Annotated in this window: 13 protein-coding genes; 12 read left to right on the top strand and 1 reads right to left on the bottom strand. The window is 52.0% G+C overall.

The annotated features are described in order from the left end of the window. Positions 1–6 precede the first annotated feature (6 nt). From VGN67_RS08370 to VGN67_RS08345, 6 genes are all read left to right on the top strand, one after another. Positions 7–450 (top strand): MarR family winged helix-turn-helix transcriptional regulator, encoded by a 444-nt coding sequence (locus tag VGN67_RS08370; RefSeq protein WP_327486351.1) that lies wholly within the window; start codon positions 7–9, stop codon positions 448–450. After that, complete coding sequence (fahA, locus tag VGN67_RS08365; RefSeq protein ID WP_327486350.1) at positions 447–1742, top strand: fumarylacetoacetase; 1296 nt, start codon at positions 447–449, stop codon at positions 1740–1742. Before VGN67_RS08370 ends, fahA begins: the two co-directional genes overlap by 4 nt. A gap of 103 nt (positions 1743–1845) precedes the next feature. Beyond that, positions 1846–2721 carry a flavin reductase family protein gene (locus VGN67_RS08360; RefSeq protein WP_327486349.1) on the top strand — a complete coding sequence of 292 codons (876 nt, stop codon included), beginning with the start codon at positions 1846–1848 and terminating at the stop codon, positions 2719–2721. A 192-nt stretch (positions 2722–2913) separates the two neighbouring features. Next, positions 2914–3651: an SIMPL domain-containing protein gene (locus VGN67_RS08355; protein WP_327486348.1), complete on the top strand. Its 738-nt coding sequence runs from the start codon at positions 2914–2916 to the stop codon at positions 3649–3651. A gap of 112 nt (positions 3652–3763) precedes the next feature. Then, entirely contained in the window at positions 3764–4060 is a 297-nt protein-coding gene (locus VGN67_RS08350; RefSeq protein ID WP_327486347.1) for a YtxH domain-containing protein, read from the top strand. 312 nt (positions 4061–4372) lie between these two features. Beyond that, entirely contained in the window at positions 4373–4669 is a 297-nt protein-coding gene (locus tag VGN67_RS08345) for a YtxH domain-containing protein (protein WP_327486346.1), read from the top strand. Between the two features lie 184 nt (positions 4670–4853). On the opposite strand, the gene VGN67_RS08340 is transcribed toward VGN67_RS08345, so the two are convergent. Beyond that, entirely contained in the window at positions 4854–5435 is a 582-nt protein-coding gene (locus VGN67_RS08340) for an NUDIX domain-containing protein (RefSeq protein ID WP_327486345.1), read from the bottom strand. A gap of 195 nt (positions 5436–5630) precedes the next feature. On the opposite strand from VGN67_RS08340, the gene VGN67_RS08335 reads away from it, so the two are divergent. The 6 genes from VGN67_RS08335 (at position 5631) to VGN67_RS08310 (ending at position 18805) form a co-directional block, all read left to right on the top strand. Beyond that, positions 5631–6263 carry a sigma-70 family RNA polymerase sigma factor gene (locus VGN67_RS08335; RefSeq protein WP_327486344.1) on the top strand — a complete coding sequence of 211 codons (633 nt, stop codon included), beginning with the start codon at positions 5631–5633 and terminating at the stop codon, positions 6261–6263. Beyond that, on the top strand, positions 6260–7369 hold the full coding sequence (locus VGN67_RS08330) for a FecR family protein (RefSeq protein ID WP_327486343.1): 1110 nt from the start codon (positions 6260–6262) through the stop codon (positions 7367–7369). The genes VGN67_RS08335 and VGN67_RS08330 overlap by 4 nt, the downstream gene beginning before the upstream one ends. A 236-nt stretch (positions 7370–7605) precedes the next feature. Continuing rightward, the gene (locus VGN67_RS08325) at positions 7606–11094 is read left to right on the top strand and encodes a TonB-dependent receptor (RefSeq protein WP_327486342.1); all 3489 of its coding nucleotides are present in this window, start codon (positions 7606–7608) and stop codon (positions 11092–11094) included. A gap of 12 nt (positions 11095–11106) precedes the next feature. Beyond that, positions 11107–12591, top strand: coding sequence for a RagB/SusD family nutrient uptake outer membrane protein (locus tag VGN67_RS08320; protein WP_327486341.1), 1485 nt, complete (start codon positions 11107–11109; stop codon positions 12589–12591). A 59-nt stretch (positions 12592–12650) separates the two neighbouring features. Next, positions 12651–13478, top strand: a complete 828-nt coding sequence (locus tag VGN67_RS08315; RefSeq protein WP_327486340.1) for a LamG domain-containing protein — start codon at positions 12651–12653, stop codon at positions 13476–13478. Positions 13479–13621: 143 nt separating this feature from the next. After that, complete coding sequence (locus VGN67_RS08310) at positions 13622–18805, top strand: T9SS type A sorting domain-containing protein (protein WP_327486339.1); 5184 nt, start codon at positions 13622–13624, stop codon at positions 18803–18805. Positions 18806–18887: the final 82 nt, after the last annotated feature.

The raw sequence follows: 18887 nt of genomic DNA, 5'->3' as shown, positions 1-18887 counted from the left end.
TATCCTATGACCCATCATTCCGACCAGCGTGCCTACTTTTTTAAAATTGACACCACAATTAAAAAGATCCGCAATGCGCTGCAGAAGCGTTTGAACGAGGGAGGTATTGATCTGACGGTGGATCAATGGGTACTCCTGGACCATATTTCCCGGGAGGGGGGCATCAGTCAGAACGCCCTGGCCGAAGTTACCTACAAAGATCCCCCGACCGTAACCCGTATTGTGGACCTGCTGGAGAAGAAGAGTCTGGTGGAGCGGAGGATGGCTACGGGCGACCGCCGGAAATTCAACCTGTTCCTGACCAGCAAAGGAGTGGAATGTCATGCGGAGGCTTTTCCAATTGTAGCCGAGATTCGCCGCAAAGGCTGGGGTGAGCTCGACGAAGCGGACTACCAGCAGTTTGTCCGGATTATGGATTCAATCTATAATAATTTTAGCGAAACCGAATGATACAACCCCCTTCCTGGCTACCCGTATCGCCCGACTCCGACTTCTCCGTTTACAATTTGCCCTACGGCATTTTTAGTAAAGGAAAAGAAAAAGCCCGGGTGGGTGTTGCCCTGGGAGAGTGGATACTAGACCTGGCCGCCGCCGCCCAACTCGGACTTTTAAGCGAGTGGGAGGGGGCGGTTTCTGTTTTTGAACAGGAAGTACTTAATGAATTCATAGCGCAGGGGCGTCCGGCCTGGCAGTCCCTGCGGAAGAGCCTGCAGCGGTTGGTAACGGAAGAAGAGTCGCCCCTGCGGGCGGTGGCCGACCAGGTACTGGTGCGGCAGGCCGAGGCCCGGATGCATCTGCCCGTGCGCATTGGCGACTACACCGATTTTTATTCCAGTCTTGAACACGCCACCAACGTCGGCAAGCTTTTCCGCCCCGACAACCCCCTGATGCCCAACTGGAAGTACCTGCCCGTAGCCTACCACGGACGCGCCTCCTCCATAGTGGTATCGGGCACGCCGGTGCATCGGCCGCAGGGGCAAATTTTACCAGCCGGAGCTGAGGTGCCAGTATTAAGCCCCACCCAGGCGCTGGACTTCGAGCTGGAATTGGGTTATATTATTGGTAAAAATTCACCATTGGGAAGTAACGTAGCCACTTCGGAGGCGGGCGATTATGTTTTTGGTTGTGTACTGGTCAATGACTGGTCGGCGCGCGACATACAGCGCTGGGAGTACCAGCCCCTGGGGCCCTTTCTGAGTAAGAATTTCGCTACGTCCATTTCGCCCTGGGTAGTGCCCATGGATGCCCTGGTACCTTTCCAAACCGAGGGGCCCCGGCAGGAGCCGCCGCCGCTGCCTTACCTCCGTACCAGCGGGGCGTTCAATCTGGACCTGGAACTGGAGGTGGCCTTAAAGCCGGGCGAACTACCCGAAAGTACCCTATGCCAGACCAACGCCAGGTACCTGTACTGGAACATCCGGCAGCAAATAGCCCACCATACCGTTACGGGCTGTAATCTTTCCATTGGTGATTTGTTAGCTACCGGTACCATCAGCGGGACCGGGCCGGGACCATCCAGTCCGGGACTATCCAGTCGGGGAAGTAATGGTTGCCTGCTGGAACTGACCAAAGGAGGTACCAGTCCGGTGGTAATAGCGGGAGGGGGGCAGCGTACCTACCTGCTGGACGGCGACGAGGTGATTATGCGGGGATTTGCCCACAAAAATGGCCTTCGGGTAGGTTTTGGTGAGGTACGGGGAAAGGTACTTCCCGCCCTTGAACAACCCGGAGCCGAAGGCTGAGCCCGGCCTTTTCAAAGAAGTACTTCCTAAACTTTTGCGGCTGCTTCCCGGTTCTACGACCGTATACCCTTATTGGTTTAACCGCTTCATTTACTTCTGATACATGAAAACCATTGACCCCGCCGCACTGGGTGCCCGCACTTTTTATAAACACATGACCGCCTCGGTGGCACCCCGTCCGATTGCCTTTGCCAGTACCATCGACGCGCAGGGAAATGTAAATCTGAGTCCGTTCAGCTTCTTCAACTACATGGGCATTGACCCGCCCCTGCTGGTGTTTGCGCCCAACCGCCGCGGCCGTGACAATACCCACAAGCATACCGCACTTAACGTTAGGGAAGTACCGGAGGTAGTCATTAACATGGTCACCTATTCAATGGTGGAGCAGATGTCGCTGGCAAGCGCTGAGTTTGAGCGGGGGGTAGATGAGTTCGTTAAAGCGGGCTTTACTCCGCTGGCCTCCGAGCGGGTCAGGCCGCCGCGGGTGCAGGAGTCGCCGGCGCAGTTTGAGTGCAAGGTACTGGAAGTAAAAGAAATAGGCTCCATGGTACTTATCATTGCCGAGGTAGTACTGGCGCATTTTTCCGAAACCCTCTTCGGTGAAGACGGGCAGATAGACCAGCGCCGCACCGACTGGGTAGCCCGCCTGGGCACTGACTTTTACGCCCGGGCGGCGGGGGAGGCCTTGTTTGAAGTACCCCGCCCCCAAATGGGTATTGGCGTTGATGCCCTGCCCGAATCCGTACGGACCTCCCGTGTCCTGACCGGCAATGACCTGGGGCGGTTGGGCAGTGTACTGCAGCTACCGGAGCCCGCCGAGGTGCAGGTATTCGGACAAACCGAAACACTGCGCGAACTGCGTGAGGAAGCCCGGCACGGGTGCCAGTACCTGCCCGATCTGCTGCACCGCCACGCTCAGCTGCTCCTGGCCGAAGGAAAGGTACAGGAAGCCTGGCTAACGCTGCTTCAGTTAGAGTAAAGGAATTGTCGAATTTCGATTGCAAAGAGTCGATTTGGATATATTTGATAGTTCGCAATCGACAATCAAAACTTCCCCCGGTTATCAGGACTGATTAAGTTTTTACCCTTAAATTTAAGTACCGGCTAAACTATTTACTCCCTTTTTGAATCTAACACCAGACAACTTACTACTTAATTACCTACTACAGCCATGAAAAAACACCTGGTACTTTTCTCCTTCCTGCTGGCAGGTATTACCCTGGCACCTGCTTTGGCCCAGACGGTTCAGCTAACCCAGAACCAAACCAATAAAATAGAAGTAACAGGCTTTGCCGAAATGGAGATTACCCCCGATGAATTGTACTTTACCATATCGCTGCGGGAGTACTTTAAAGACGAAAAAAATCAGAAAGACAAGGTGGTCATCAACACCCTGGAAAAACAACTGATGAAGGCGGTAGCCGATGCCGGACTACCCAAAGAGAGTCTTACCGTGAGCGGCCTGGGCGGGTACCAGAACTACTGGGAAAAGAAAAAGCGGCCAAGTACTTTCCTGGAAAGCAAGCAGTACCAGCTGAAAGTAAGTCAGCCCGATAAGCTGGATGCCATTCTGTCGGGGGTGGACAGCCGAGGCATTCAGTACGCCAGCATAAGCCGGGTAGACCACTCCCAGAAGGAGGAGCTGAAAAAGGAGGTAAAGATCAACGCACTGAAAGCGGCCAAAGAAAAGGCTACCTACCTGCTGCAGGCCATTGACCAAAAGGTGGGGCCGGTGATGGAAATCCGGGAACTGGAGGATAACATGTACTACCCGCAGCCCGTGTACGCCAAAGCCAATGTGCGTATGATGGCCGCCGAATCGGCCGCCGATGCCGCCCCGGACAGCGATCTGGACTTTCAGAAGATCAAGCTGAGCTACCGCATGCAGGCGGTTTTCGAGATCCGTTAATAACAGAGTGGCCCCGGTTTTTGTTGTATTAGCAGTGTCTGCGGATTTATCCCGGAATGAGGGGTAATCTGTGCCACTAAAAAATTTTCTATCCACCTTACCTTTTAACAATATGAACCTTGGTGCCAAGTTTTTAACCACCGTATTGGTCGGTACGGCCGTCGGTCTGGTAATTTATCAGTACCTGCAGACTCCCGAGGGAGAAAGAGCACTGGAAAACCTGAAGGACCGAGCCGACGACCTGCGCGACGAAGCCGAAGAAGCCGTTGACAGAGCACCGGAGTACCTGGAGCAAATCAGGACCAGAGCGGAGCAAGTCTTGAATAACAATCTGCCCGAAGCCGAGCAGTTTCTGCGCGATCTGGTAGCCAGCCTTTCCGGCAAAAAAACGGGCGGGTTAGCCGCCTGACCTATACAAAACAAAAGCGGGGCGCTGGCCCCGCTTTTGTTTTGTATACCTGGTGCCGCCTCCTTAGCTTACTTTCATGTTATCGGTATATTAGGCTACGAAAAATACAGCTTCTCCGATGCCGCCCCGGACAGCAATCCGGACTTTCAGAAGATCAAACTTAGCTACCGGATGCAGGCTGTTTTTGAGATCAAACAATACCGGTTAGTAAGAAAAGCACGTTTAAGAGAAAGGTACCTGTGCCGGTGTTTTGAAACCAAAGCCGGTATACCTACCTTGGTCCCTTATTCTGTTCACTCTAACCTTTGCAGTATGTTTATAAGTGCCAAATTCGTAGCTACTTTTATTCTCGGTACGGCTGCCGGAGTGGCCCTTCAGCGCTACATGCGGACCGAAGAAGGCGAAAAATTAATGGAAGATCTGAAAGCAACCGCTAACGACCTGAGGAGCGAAGCCGAAGAAGCAGTAGACAGAGCCCCCCAGTACATAGAAGAAATAAAAGCCAAAGGGGCGGAGGTACTTAACAAAGCATTGCCCGAAGCCGAAAAATTTATGCGCGATCTGGCGGGTACTTTTTCCAGTAAAAAACCCGGTGGATCGGCCGCTTAGTATAGTAGCTGTCAGCGAGTTAGCTTATAGTCATTAGCTTTTTAAAAGTACCTGATATACACAGTATTAGAATCCATTCTAAGTAGCCCGGTATTATACATTTATTTTACGCAAGTACTTAGAAAAACAAATAAAGAAGCACGGCCCGCGCCGTGCTTCTTTATTTGGGACCAATGAGATCTTTTCAGCCCAGAAGCTTGTTTAGCTGGGCGTACTGGAGCAGGAGTACTGTTTTCGCATCTTTAATTTCTCCCCGGGCTACCATCTGTAGGGCTTCCTCAAAAGAGACCTCCAGTACTTCAATATGTTCCTGTTCTTCGGCTTCGCCGCCCCCTTCCGCTGTCTTCATGGCATCGGTATATTCGGCCACAAAGAAGTGCAGTTTCTCCGAAACGGCTCCCGGAGACATGTACAGTTCGAATACTTTTCGGGCCGACTTGAGCTTTATTCCCGTTTCTTCTTCCGTTTCCCGTATTACAGCGGCCTCGGGGTCTTTTTCGTCCATAATTCCCGCGCAGGTTTCGATCAGCATACCCGTCGGGTTTTCGTTGACGAAGCTGGCGATGCGGAACTGCCGGGTCAGGATCACCGTCCTTTTTTGCGTATTATACAGCAGTACCGTAGCACCGTTGGCGTTGTGGTATACCTCCCGCTTCTGTTGTTCCTGGGTACCGTCGCGGCTTTGGTAGTAAAAAGTATAGGTCTTCAGGGTATACCAGTTGTCCGCCAGGGTTTCTTCTTTTTGTATGGTTATGGTGGGATTCATGTCTGTATGCGTAGGTTTTAGCTTTGGGTAAATTCTTAACGAAAACCATACCAGCCCGGTCCCTTCGGGCTGTAGCTGGGTAATTAGACTATTTTTTGATAATTTTTGAAAAAAAACGGAGGTGGATGGTTAAATCCTACTATTTCTTACATCAAGTATAAAAAAGCAGAACTGGTCCGGACCAGAAGACTCCTAATGAAGCAACGCTTAACCATCCAGGAAATACAACAGCTCTGGCTCGACTACCAGTCGGGTGATATGGAGGCGCTGGCCACGCTGATGCAGGCTTTCTACGCTGACCTGTACAACTGGGGGCTGCGCTTTGTACCCGAAGGAGAAACGGTCCGGGACTGCCTGCAGGATGTGTTCCTGGCGCTCTGGCAGAAGCATGGGCACATGGCGGTTGTCCAGGATGTACCCGCTTATTTGTTCAAAACCGTCAAGCACCGGCTCCTGCAGGAGTACCGCCGGAAAAGCTTTACGCAGGTCATGAGCCTTACGGACGAGCAGTATACGGTACACGTGGAGTTTTCGGCCGACCTGCGGCAAATTGAGGAAGAGCACCAGGTGTACCGGCTGCGTCGCCTGGAACAGCTGATGAATCAACTGCCCGAACGGCAGCGGGAAATTATCTACCTGCGCTTTTATCAGAACCTGGAATTTGACCAGATCGCCGAAATCATGCAAATAGGCAAACAACCCGTTTATAACCTCCTGCACCGGGCCCTGAAGAACATGCGCGACTATACGCTGGGTACCTTTAGCTGGCTGCTGGTAGCCATGGGGCCATGTACTACACTGTTTCAGGAATTAGGAAAAAAAGCATGAAAAAATACGATAACTACGAAGCCGAAGAACTGGCGCTGGACAGCGACTTCCGCGATTGGGTGCAGGGTAAGAGCCCCAATGCGGACTTCTGGCTGGCCTACGGGCAACAGCACCCCGAGCGGCAGGAGGTACTACGTACAGCCGAAGAACTGGTGCGGGCCATGCGGGTCCGGACGGTGCCGGTGGCCGAAAAGCTGGTACGGGCCGAGGTAAGCCAGTTTATGGAAAGAGCTACACAAACGTCCACTCGCCAGAAGCCAGGCAACCTGTCGGCAAGCCGCTCTCTTTCATGGCGCAACGCCTACCGCTATGCGGCAGCCATAGGGCTATTGGGACTTCTGGTAGCGGCAGGCTGGTGGTTAGGTAAGCCAAGAAACCAGGCGAGTCGTACAGCGGGAGCTATCAGCCCGCAGGAGGTAGACATGGCCTATACCGAAACGCGAAATTCCACTGGAAAGCCTCTACGTCTGGTACTTAGCGACAACTCGAAAGTCGTGCTTGGCCCGAAAAGTGTGCTGCGCTACGCGCCGCAGTTTTCGGGAGGCGAACGGGTCGTGTACCTGACGGGAGAGGCCCAATTTGAAGTGGTAAAGCGGAAAGAACCCTTTAAAGTTTACGCCGGCGACCTGGTCACCAAAGTATTGGGCACGCGCTTTGTGGTACGGGCCTACGAAAACGACCAGAATGTGTCGGTTCAGGTCCAGTCGGGGAAGGTATCGGTGTACCGAAAAGAAGCTGATGACAAGGAGGATACAGCCGATAAGGCCGGTATTATCCTGCTGCCCAACCAGGCAGCCATTTACCAGCAGGCAGAAGGCCAGCTATCTAAGACCATCGTGGCCAGACCCATCGTGCAGGTACCCCAGGTGGTAAGTACCAACTTTGAATTCAGGGAAACCCCGCTCCCGCAGGTCCTGAACCAGATACAACAGGCTTATGCCATTCCAATTCAGTTTGATGAAGAAGCACTGCAGAACTGTCGGATTACGGCCTCGCTGGCCAACGAAACCATGCTGGAAAAAGTGGCCATTCTTTGCAAGCTGGTAGGGGGGCGGTACGAGCTCGTGGACGGGCAGATTATAGTCCGGGCCGATGGCTGCCGTTAGCAAGCCTCTTTTGACTAATCTTAACAATTCTTATAACCCATAATCTTTACATTTATCCTTTGCGTATGACGAAGTCTTTACCGTAACCAACGCTTTCTCCGTACCCATAAAAAAAACGGCGGTGTTGCAGCACCGCCGGTGGGTTCAGCTTCCCTTCGTTGTCGGACGTGCCTATCTGTATCAGATAGTGTGAGGATGCTTTTTGACTTACTATTTCAATAAACCCAATTAAAATTATGAAAAAACGAGCTACAAGCCAAATCTGGATCAAGCTTATGAGGTTTTCCTTTGCCCAATTGTTACTGATGGTAGTCGTGCTGGGGGCAACTTATGCCAGTCCCGTACGTGCGCAGGATTACCTGAACAAACGGGTTAGCCTACGGGTGGAAGATACTGAGGTGGAAAAGGTACTTCGCCAATTGGAAAAAGCGGTAGATGTACAGTTTATGTACAGCTCCAACGTACTGCGCGGCCAGCAGCGCATCACGGTGCAGGCCAGCAACGAACCCCTGGGCGATGTCCTGGACCGTGTGCTAAGGCCTATGAACATCAGGTACGAGCTGGTGGGAAAAAAGATACTCCTTACGCCCGCTTCATCGGGATTAATGCCGCTCGAGCAGAAAATCAAGATACCGGCGACCACCGGGCAGCTGGACCGGAATGTATCCGGTACCGTCACCGATGAAAGTGGCTCTGGACTACCCGGCGTGAGCGTGGTGCTAAAAGGTACCCAGCGGGGTACTACTACTAACGCGGAAGGTCGGTTTCAGATAGAGGTACCAACCAATAACACCGTGCTGGTATTCAGCTTTGTGGGCTATAAGACCCAGGAGGTGACAGTGGGAAACCAGTCAGTACTGAATGTTTCACTAAAACCTGAGAACCAGTCTCTCAACGAGGTAGTCGTGGTGGGATACGGTACGCAGGAAAGAAAGAACCTTACCGGGTCTATAAGCTCCATCAAGTCAGAAACCATCAGTGAGGTTCCGGTTGCCACAATAGAACAGGCTTTACAGGGCAATGCCGCCGGGGTTATGGTTTCCCAAAGCGGTGGAGCCCCGGGGGCAGCCGTATCCGTTCGGGTGCGAGGCATTGGCTCCATAAACGGAGCCGTAGAGCCTCTATATGTTGTTGACGGAGTACCCATCGAAAACGTTCCTTTTGGAGGAGGCGGTGATTATGCCAGTCCTGATGTTTCCAATTCTCCCTTAGCTACCATTAATCCCGGCGATATCGAAAGTATTCAAATCCTGAAAGATGCATCGGCGACCGCCATTTATGGCGCCAGAGGAGCCAACGGAGTGGTGTTGATTACTACCAAGAGAGGAAAGGCCGGAAGAACCAAGGTTACTTATTCCGCGTACGCTGGATTCCAGGAGCCAACCAAAACATTCGAAGTGCTGAATGCCCGCGAGTACATGGAACTGCAGAATGAATTTGCAACCAATGCCGGTACCGACCTTCGTTATCCAAACATAGATTCTGTACTGAACGTAGTAGGAAACGGTACCAACTGGCAGAATGAACTTTACCGGAAAGGCATCATGCACAATCACCAGCTTTCCTTAAATGGTGGATCTGACAAAACCAAGTTTGCCATTTCGGGGAATTACTTCAGGCAGGATGGAATTATTCCTAACAATGGATTTGAGAGAGTAAGTTTTCGGGCCAATATCGACCATATAATTTCTGAAAAGTTTGCTACTGGTTTTAGCCTGACTCTTTCCAACATAAACAACAATAATTTACCCGGAGGAGCCTCCGGACAAAATCCCTTTCGGTCAGTACTTTCTTTTAGCCCATTGGCACCAGTAACAAATCCGGAGGGGGTATTTGAAGATTTCCTGGATGGCTCTACGGGTGTATTTGTAACCAACCCGGTAGGGTTAGTCAATGACGTTACCAACAAAACCACCACCTTCAGACCCATAGGAAATCTCTATGTAGATTATAACATACTAAGTAATCTGAAATTCAAGACGAGCTTTGGGTTTGATTACAGAACCCAAAGAAACAAGGTATATATTCCAAGAACTGTCCAGCGGGGAAGAGATTTAGGAGGCAGAGCCATCAATGGCTACGATGACCGGACCAACCTGGTACTAGAAAATACGCTGACGTATAACAAATTATTTGGCAAGGACCATCGATTGGAGGCGCTGGTAGGCCAAATGACGCAAACCGCCAGCCGGGTAGGCAGGACTTTTGCCGCCCAAAACTTCCCTAATGATGTGTTAGGTTCGAATGTCCTGGAAAACGGCTCCGTGCAGGAACTACCAAGTAGTGTCATGGTGGACTGGGCTCTAATCTCCTATTTAGGACGGGTAAATTACGGATTCAGGGACAAGTACCTGTTGACCCTCACGATGCGCGCAGATGGTTCTTCACGATTTGGGGTTAACAAGCGGTTTGGGTACTTCCCCTCCGCAGCGGTGGCTTGGCGTCTTAGCGAAGAAGGATTCATGAAGGAGATCAGGGCCATCAGCGATGCCAAACTAAGGGTTTCTTACGGGATCAATGGAAACCAGGATGGCATCGGGGCGTATGACCGGTTTGCCCGACTGGCTTCCAGGGATTATGCCTATCCTATTGGCGCGGGCAACTCTATTGTACAGGGGTTTGCTCCTGTATCTATCTCTAATACTAACCTGGGTTGGGAAGAAACAGAGCAACTCAACGTTGGTTTTAACTTTGGATTGTTCTCCAACAGAATTACCCTGGAAGCTGACTACTTTGTCAAGAATACCTCCAAGCTCCTTTTTGCCGTTCCGCTGCCCGAGTCTGCCTATGTGGGTTCAGATGTAATCAGGAATATTGGCCAGCTCCAGAACAAAGGGTTTGAACTACTAATAAATACGGTGAATGTGAATAAGGGAGACTTTTCCTGGGAGTCCAATTTTAACATCTCCTTTCTGGACAACAAGATTGTCAGCCTCCCCAGAGAAAATGACATTCCCTATTTCAGTCTGTTAGGCACAAGTAACATCGGATTACTGCGACAAGGAGCCAGTTTTCCTTCTTTCTACGGATGGGTGGCCGACGGTATTTTTGCCAGTCAGGAAGAAGTGTCCAACCATACCTTTACCGATGCCAATGGAGCGGTTCGACTGATCCAGCCCAATGCCCAGCCGGGTGATGTCAGGTACAGAGACCTGTCAGGCCCCACTGGGGAGCCTGACGGCAGAATTACCGGAGAAGACAGAACCATTATTGGTTCGGCTCTGCCTGACTTCTTTGGTGGCCTGCGCAACCAATTCAATTACAAGGGCTTGAATCTAAGTTTCTTCCTTAATTTCTCCTACGGAAACGAAATCGTAAACTATAACCGTTGGACAATGGCCAATGTGACCCCCGGAGGCAATCAATTGAAAGAGGTTCTGAATCGGTGGACTCCCACCAACACCAATACTACGGTACCTGCCGCCAGAAGACAGCGCTCGGCCGAATACCCCTTTGATACCCGATTTGTGGAGGATGGCTCCTTCATACGGATGAGGGACATAACCCTGTCGTACAGCCTTCCGAAAACAATAACAGACAAGTTGGGAGGAAGTACCGCCAAAGTGTACGTAAGAGCAAACAATGTATTTACTCTGACCAACTACAAGGGCGTGGATCCCGAGGTTAACTCCTTCGACCCCAGTTCCAGCAACCTGGCGGGTATCGAGATCTCGGTATACCCCATGGTCAAGACGTACACAGCAGGTTTTACTATTCAATTTTAAAAGAAACTTAGGATGAAAAAGCTACTATATGTCCTCGTACTGATGTCCACCTTAGGGTGCCACGACTTGTTGGAGCAGGAGCCTCTGATCAATTTCGCACCTGAAAACTATTTCTCAACTGAGAAGGAAATCCTAACCGGTGTGAACGCAACGTATGACCCGCTTTCGTCGGGTGGGGGGCGCAATAACCTCTATTGGGCCGGTGTACCGCTACTGCTTGACTTCATTAGTGATGATGTTGTTTTTGGTGGTTCAGGTGGCTTTGGTGAAGCTGAGCAGATAGACCTGACCGTTAACAACGGATTTACACGCAGGGCCTACCTCGGCTACTATGAAATTATTAACCGGGCCAACCTTATGCTGGAAAACATTCCTAAGGTCTCCATGCCGGAAGTACGGAAAAATCGGTATGCCGCGGAGGTACGATTCCTAAGGGCCTTTGCTTACTATCACCTGACTTTTTTCTGGGGAGAAGTTTCTTTACGGAAAAGTCCCATAAAGACCTTCGAAGACGGCCCTATCGGTCCTTCCCCCACCAATGAGATCTATGTGCTTATTGAGGAAGACCTGGCTTTTGCGGTAGAGCATTTGCCCTGGACCTACGCACCTGAGAACTACGGCAGAGCGACGAAGGGAGCCGCGTTAGCCCTGGCCGCAAAGACCCAAATGGTAAGAAAGAACTGGACTGCTGCCTTACCCTATACCGAGCGTATTATTAATGATCCAAACAGCCCTCATGCATTGATACCTAAGTATGCAGACGTGTTTACCGCAGAGTTCAAAAATCACCCGGAGCACATTTTTAGTGCTCGTTTTGCCGGTGGATTAGAGGCACTGAACGAGGGCGGAATCCTGGAAGAGCGGTATGGCCCACCCCGAGCCCAGACTCCGGCTGGCTTTTTACCGGGAAACTCCAATTCCATTGCCCGACCCACCTGGTATAACGGCACCGCCACCAACATTAGGAATGGCTTGATCAATGAGTATTTGGCCACCAATGATCCCCGGTTAGACCATGCTTACGTGAACTTCAACCCTACTAAGAGTCCTTCTCAGTACTATGTTGACAAATTCAGAGATAAGTCGCCGCACCTTTCGGGCAATGCCAGCACTGTTTTCCCTTTGATTCGATTTGCGGATGTGCTCCTGATGCATGCTGAAATTTTAAATGAAGTAAATAAGGGGCCTACCGCAGCGGCTTATGCGGCGGTGAACCGGGTTAGGCAACGTGCTAACAATGGCGCTCCGGCAGGTAAAATACTGGCTGATATCGGAGGTCTCAACTACGAGGCTTTTAAGGAGGCCGTATATCACGAACGTAGGATGGAGTTAAGTCACGAGGGACACCGGTGGATTGATTTGGTACGGACAGGTAGAATGACAAAAGTGATGGGAGACCATCTTGGTAAAAATATCGAGAGCTTCCGGCAGTTGTTTCCTGTTCCGGGTGCTGAATTGGATGCCAATCCGGCAATGAAGCAAAATTTCGGGTATTAAGTTTTCAGTGACGCTATTAGCCAGAGGTGGTAAGCCTCTGGCTACTTTTCCCAAATAATATGACCTTTTTATTCCTGTCCCTCCTCCTTACCGCAATTTCAGGCTTTATTCAACCAGGCGACGAAACTGTGCCTACGGCTGACGTGATCCAACAAACGCCTGGTCTGGTAGCGTTTTGGGATTTTCAGGAAGCGGCCGGACAGGACCGGGTTTCCAAACATGGCCAGTACCGGCTCCAGGAGAAAGGCGGAACGGTAGAAAGAGTTGAAGATGGGGTATTGGGTACCTACTCGGCCCGGCTGGTGGACGAGAAGTACTTCCTGCTCTCCCGCAAGGAACTTCGGGAGCTGAATATTCACGGGAAAGACGCACAGGTCACGGTAGTAGCCTGGGTGAAGCGGCAGCATCCCAAAGCCTGGCAGGCCATAGCCGGCGTGTGGGACGAAACCCGGGGCAAGCGGCAGTACTGCCTCTTTCTGAACGCCACCAGCCGCACCCATAACCGGGAGATGGTGCGCTACCCTACCCAGGACCGGGTACATGGGCACGTATCGGCCATTGGTGGCTCAACGCCCGGCCACTGCTGCTGTGTGACCTATTCAACGGGTAAGACATCCATTCCGCTGGATAGCTGGCAGCAGATCGCTATGACCTACGACGGCGCTTACAGCCGCGTGTATGTCAATGGAGTACTCGACGCCGAAGAAGACTACAACCCTTTTTACTACCCTGAGGGCTTATTCGATGGAGGAGAGGACGGGGCGCCCTTTACGGTAGGCGCTGTATCGGCTCACGGCAAGATGAATAACTTCTTTGTGGGGCTGATTGGCGGTTTGGCGGTGTATAACCGGGCACTTTCAGCCCAAGAATTACGTGCTATGAAATAAAGGAAAGCAGAGCTTCGCTCCTCCATCAACCACTTTTTTTAGATAGTAAAGTACTCTTTTCCGGAAGGGCTTGCTACTGCTTTAACCCTACAGCAGCCCTTAACAAGCTACATTCACAATTTCACTTATCACTCCCTATGCCTATGTCCCAATCTTTCCATCAACATTCTTTCCGCCGCAGACTCCTGGCCGGGTGGTTTCTACTCGTGTATTTTGCCGCCGTTCAGGCCTTCGGACAAATCTACACAGTCAGTACCCTGACTTCCTTACCCACCGGCGTCAAGCCCTTGGGAGTCGTGGTACATCCGGATGGACGCCTGTTTGTGTCCGCCACCAACCACGCCCTTTACGTTATTAGTCCCGCCCAAAGCCAACCGGTAGCCAGTGTTTTTGCCGGTGTGCCCGGAACGGCCGGGTACGTTAATAGCTCCACGGCAACAAGTGCCCGGTTCAGGAATCCGATGGGTCTGAGTATAGATCCCACTGGGCAATACCTGTACCTAGCCGATGGCGGCAACCACTGTATCCGAAAGCTTGACCTGACCAGTGGGGCTGTAAGTACCCTCGCTGGCAGCGCTTCGGCTGCCGTAAGCGGCTACGTAAATGGCTCCCTTTCTGAAGCCCGCTTCAACAACCCCAGCAACGTACTGGCCGTGTCGTCGTCGGTACTATATGTGGCTGACAATAACAACCATAAGATACGGACCATTGATCTAAACACAGGTGAAGTGTACTGGCTGGCGGGTGCTGGTCCTGGCCTGCGGAATGGCGCAGGTGACTTTGCCCTGTTTACCCTGAGCGGGCTGGCGGGTATGGGAACGACTACCATGAACGGCAAGGACTATCTTTTCTTTTCGGAGGGAGGCAACCACCGGATCCGTCGGGTCCTGCTGCCAGCCGAAACGTCGAGCCTAACCTCGGAAGTCGTCACACTGTTGGGCCGCACGGTCAATGGAAGCCTATCTGGAAACAGCAACGGTCCGGACCCGCAAGCGCAGATAAACCGGCCCGCAGGTATCGCCATTGCTGGAAAAACGCTGTACTTGTCGCCCCGCGATAACCACCGCATCCGTAGCCTGCCTACCAATACGGCAACGGCAGAATCGGCTGTTACAACCGATGTGGCCGGGGATCCGGCCGGGACATCCGGTGGATTGATCGATGGGATAGGGGCGGACGCCCGATTCAACTCCCCTCAGGGTATTGCTTACGACGAAAACGCGAATGTACTCTATTTAGCGGATGTCGAAAATCAGGCTATTCGCAAAATAGAGATCAAAATACTTCCGCCGCAGTCCGAATACTACGTGGCAACCAACGGAGATGATGCTAACCCCGGTACGGTAGCGGCCCCCTGGAAAACCCTGGAACGGGTACAGGCCATTCTGCCTGCACTGGAGCCGGGTAACAAGATACTTTTCCGAAGGGGCGACACCTTCCGTGGCAGTGTCACGGCCATTGGCAACATCAACGGATCCAGTGAACCATTCCTGAATAACCCCATCATTATCGGGGCCTACGCCAATCCTGATGGTTCGGATAATTCCGCCCTGCCAAAGCCCGTCATCAGCGGGATGGAAGTAATAGGCGAATGGAGACCTAATACAGCTGGATTTGGCGCGGATGTTTTTGAGGCGACGGTACCAGAAAATCAACCCGTGACAGCCCTGCTCTTTAATCATTCGCTGATGCCGGTCTCGAGGTACCCTGCCCTGAACAACGGGCAGGGAGGCTACGCCTTGCTCAGCGGAGGAAACCAGGGGCAGCCCCTGAGCGGTGGCCTTGGCATTGCAGATGATGAACTGGCTGGCAAACCAGACAACTTCTGGACGGGAAGTATTGCCAATGTGAGGCAACTACGATTCAACAGCGGCTTCCGGAATGTAGTATCCTCATCTGGCAATGAAATAAATTTTGCCGTTGCTCCTAATTCAGGCGATTGGATAAAAGGTACCGGGTGGGGGTACTACCTTATCAACGTCCGGGAGCTGGACGAAGCCGGCGAGTGGTTCTACGACGCCAGCGTCAACAAGGTATACTTAAAATCGCCCACGGGACAAGCCCCGGCTGCCGGTGCGGTGGAGGTATCCCGCTACGCCAGTGGCTTTTCTTTTAGCGGGCCGGTTGCCAATATTCGGTTTCAGGACCTTGATTTCCGTCACCAGCGCGTTAACTATAACGATGTCGGCCTGGGTCCAGACAGCAACCAGGGCAACGGACTCCTGTTTACTAATGTCAATGCCGGTGCCCGGGACATAACCATAGCGCGCTGCGACTTCAGACACAGCCGCCGGGCCCTTAATGCCGAAAAGGGGCGACGCATAAAAATCGTGGACAACACCATCTTTGACTGCATGCAGGCCATCCGTATCCCCCGCGCCGCGAGTTGTGTTGTCGAGAATTCTCATATCAATACCATTACGTTCAATCAGGATGCAATAACTATTGGTGGAAGCGCTTTGCTTCCCACCAGCATTTATTCGCTCGCTACCAACACCCCGGCATCCGTCAGTGAGATTACCGATTGGGTGACCTTCGGCTGCCGTATTGTGAATAACACGGTCGAAAATTGCATCGGGGGTGGGATTGGCTTGTTGGGAGGTGGTAGCATTCCGTATGATGAGACCATTAATGAAACAGTTGCTGAACCTACCGTTGAGCAGCAGACAGGACACCTGCTGGAAAACAATATTCTGCGGAATCTGGCCCTTCTGTACGATGATGTGGCAGGTATCAACGTCCCTAATAATAATCACGCGGGGAACAACAGTATCATTCGCAATAATATCGTTCGTGATGTCCGGTCCAGCCTCTATGGTATTCCCTCTCCTTTTTATGCCAATGGCTTGTACTTTGACACGAACAGCCGCAATGTACATACCGAAAACAATACGTTTATAAATTGTGACGTGGGTATCTATGTCCATGCGTCCATTGAGCATCAGATCCTCCACAATAACATCTATAACTGCCCCCAGGCAGCTATAAAAATAACCGAGGATAACCTGCAGGCGGCCCGAAACATGCCTCCCTGGAAAATTGAGAAGCTGGTCCTGAAAGGAAATAAGCTTTACTCGGCAGACCAGGGCTTCCGGCCGGTGCTGTATGTACAAAGCCGGCTTAGTACCATCAAGGACTTCTTTCAGGAACTGGACAACAACTACTACTGCAATCCCTACGATTCATTACAGGTATTGGTACGTACTGTTCCCACGCTTGCTTTCCGTGACCCTACGCAGCCGTGGCAACCTACGGCATCAGGTGCCGTCCTTGACCGAATATTTGACCTTGAAGGGTGGCAGCGTTTTTCGGGTAAAGACCAAAATTCGCAGGCTTCCCAGGTGGCCTGGAAGCAGTATCGCAATGTTGTTCCCGGCGAGGAACTGATAAGCAATGGAGACTTTTCGGTCGGAATCGACGGATGGAGTTCCAGTGATCCCAGATGCCAATTGGTATTTGACGCCAGCCAGCCGGCGCTAGATGGGGGAGCTATGGCAATGCAATTTAATGATCCCGACCTGGTAGCAGCCTCGTCTGTTCGGTCGCCTTCTTTTTCAGTCTCCCAGGGGCAGCTTTATCAGTTTTCGGGTTCGCTGCTTACCAATGAACTGACGCCAGCCCTTCCCGACAATGTTCCTCCGGGTGGTTTCAGTAAAGCCCTTGACATGCGGCTGGCCCCACTTGGCCGCATCATTCGCTACGTACCGGCCGATCTGACCCGCAAAGACTTCTCGTTTATCTTTTCCAGCGACATCAGCCATTCGGACCTGCGGTTGGAATTGGTGCCGTCAGCCTACGACAACACTATCTGGGTAGATAATATCAGCCTAAAGCCCGTTTCGGCCCAGAGCGAGGATGTACTGGCGAAGTCTCCTCTGTTTGTCAACGAAACTGCCGCTCCCCAGAACTTTCCGCTGGTTGGTAGCTTCAAAACGCTGGATGGCATTACTGTAACGGGTTCGGTAACGGTACCAGCCTTTAGTTCCGTCATTCTGGTGCGGGATTGTCCTTCACCGCCTGCCGTTACCGTTATGGCTTCTCCCGCTTCGGTAGACTATGGTCAAACAACGACCCTCACAACCCAGGTTTCGGGAGGAGTAGCTCCTTACAGCTACGACTGGAATACCGGTTCCGCTGACCGGGAGCTGACTACCCCCGCTCTGACCAGGAACAGCTCGTACACCGTCACTGTCTACGATGCGCTGGGGTGTTCAGCAACCACTACGGTAGGTGTACTGGTTACCCCGCCTTACATCACCTTCGCTCCTCTCGAAGACAAGACCTACGGGGACGGCCCCATTACGCTGGTAGCGACGGCTTCTTCGGGTCTGCCGGTAAGCTTTACGGTAGAATCCGGACCCGCGGAGCTATCCGGGAATGAGCTTACGCTGACGGGGGCAGGTGAGGTAACTATCAAGGCCAGCCAGGCCGGTGACGACTACTATCCGGCTGCACCTGACGTCACACGGAAGTTTACAGTACACAAGGCGAGTCAAACCATCACTTTCCAGCCGATGGCCGATGTTGTGTACCGGAGTAATCCTCTTTTTAGCTTTGGTCTTACCGGAGCTTCTGCCAGTTCGGATTTGCCAGTAAGTTACAGCGTTGTATCCGGTCCCGCTACTTTACAGGGGAGTCTGCTTACCATTACCGGTATTGGTACGGTGACGCTAAAAGCCTCCCAGCCAGGCAACCAGAACTACCTGGCAGGCACTGCCCAGTTTCAGAGCTTCTCGGTTATCACAACGGACAAAGATAAAGGGGTAAAGCCGATTCTGGAATGTGTAGTTGATAATGGCAATGGCCAGTGGACCGCCCGCTTCGGCTACAAAAACGACATGGATATGCTGGTATATATTCCCGCCGGGGCTACAAACTACCTCACTCCAACCTCCGGGGCTGTACAGATTGTGGATTTTCAGCCCGGGCGAACTCAAAATGCCTTTACCGTCAGCTTCCCGGCCAATGGTCAGGTAAGCTGGTCAGTAGCCGGACCGGATAGCAAGCTTCGTACGGCTACGGCTACAACGCAGTCGCCAGGTTGTGCGACCACAGCGCGTCAAGGCGTAGAAGAGGTACTTACCCGACAGAAACTCGTAGTTTATCCTAATCCCACTGCGGATGAAGTAGAAGTAGTCGTACCCGGTCATAGCCAGCAGGAGGGCCAGCTTAGACTCTACTCCGTGCAAGGGCACCTGATAAGCCAGCAATGGGTCGAAGGAGGGGAAAAGTACCGGCTGTCGCTCAAAGAGGTACCTGCCGGCTCTTACCTGATCCGGATTGTGGTACAAGACCAGGTGTGGACGAATGTTCTGATAAAGCAGTAAAATAGATTGAAGGTTAGGATGCAGTAAACTCTTTTGGCCTTGCCGGAAGAGTTTCTCCATTTCTCTGTATACGTCTCATAAT

The organism is Telluribacter sp. (assembly GCF_035998675.1).
In the GTDB taxonomy this organism is placed as follows: domain Bacteria; phylum Bacteroidota; class Bacteroidia; order Cytophagales; family Spirosomataceae; genus Telluribacter.
The sequence above is the reverse complement of the archived record's forward strand: the minus strand, read 5'-3'. Positions and strand labels throughout refer to the sequence as shown.

Excerpts from the sequence above, each read along its gene's own strand:
- VGN67_RS08370 (WP_327486351.1), top strand. The coding sequence starts at position 7 with ATGACCCATCATTCCGACCAGCGTGCCTACTTTTTTAAAATTGACACC.
- fahA (WP_327486350.1), top strand. The coding sequence starts at position 447 with ATGATACAACCCCCTTCCTGGCTACCCGTATCGCCCGACTCCGACTTC.
- VGN67_RS08360 (WP_327486349.1), top strand. The coding sequence starts at position 1,846 with ATGAAAACCATTGACCCCGCCGCACTGGGTGCCCGCACTTTTTATAAA.
- VGN67_RS08355 (WP_327486348.1), top strand. The coding sequence starts at position 2,914 with ATGAAAAAACACCTGGTACTTTTCTCCTTCCTGCTGGCAGGTATTACC.
- VGN67_RS08350 (WP_327486347.1), top strand. The coding sequence starts at position 3,764 with ATGAACCTTGGTGCCAAGTTTTTAACCACCGTATTGGTCGGTACGGCC.
- VGN67_RS08345 (WP_327486346.1), top strand. The coding sequence starts at position 4,373 with ATGTTTATAAGTGCCAAATTCGTAGCTACTTTTATTCTCGGTACGGCT.
- VGN67_RS08340 (WP_327486345.1), bottom strand. The coding sequence starts at position 5,435 with ATGAATCCCACCATAACCATACAAAAAGAAGAAACCCTGGCGGACAAC.
- VGN67_RS08335 (WP_327486344.1), top strand. The coding sequence starts at position 5,631 with ATGAAGCAACGCTTAACCATCCAGGAAATACAACAGCTCTGGCTCGAC.
- VGN67_RS08330 (WP_327486343.1), top strand. The coding sequence starts at position 6,260 with ATGAAAAAATACGATAACTACGAAGCCGAAGAACTGGCGCTGGACAGC.
- VGN67_RS08325 (WP_327486342.1), top strand. The coding sequence starts at position 7,606 with ATGAAAAAACGAGCTACAAGCCAAATCTGGATCAAGCTTATGAGGTTT.
- VGN67_RS08320 (WP_327486341.1), top strand. The coding sequence starts at position 11,107 with ATGAAAAAGCTACTATATGTCCTCGTACTGATGTCCACCTTAGGGTGC.
- VGN67_RS08315 (WP_327486340.1), top strand. The coding sequence starts at position 12,651 with ATGACCTTTTTATTCCTGTCCCTCCTCCTTACCGCAATTTCAGGCTTT.
- VGN67_RS08310 (WP_327486339.1), top strand. The coding sequence starts at position 13,622 with ATGTCCCAATCTTTCCATCAACATTCTTTCCGCCGCAGACTCCTGGCC.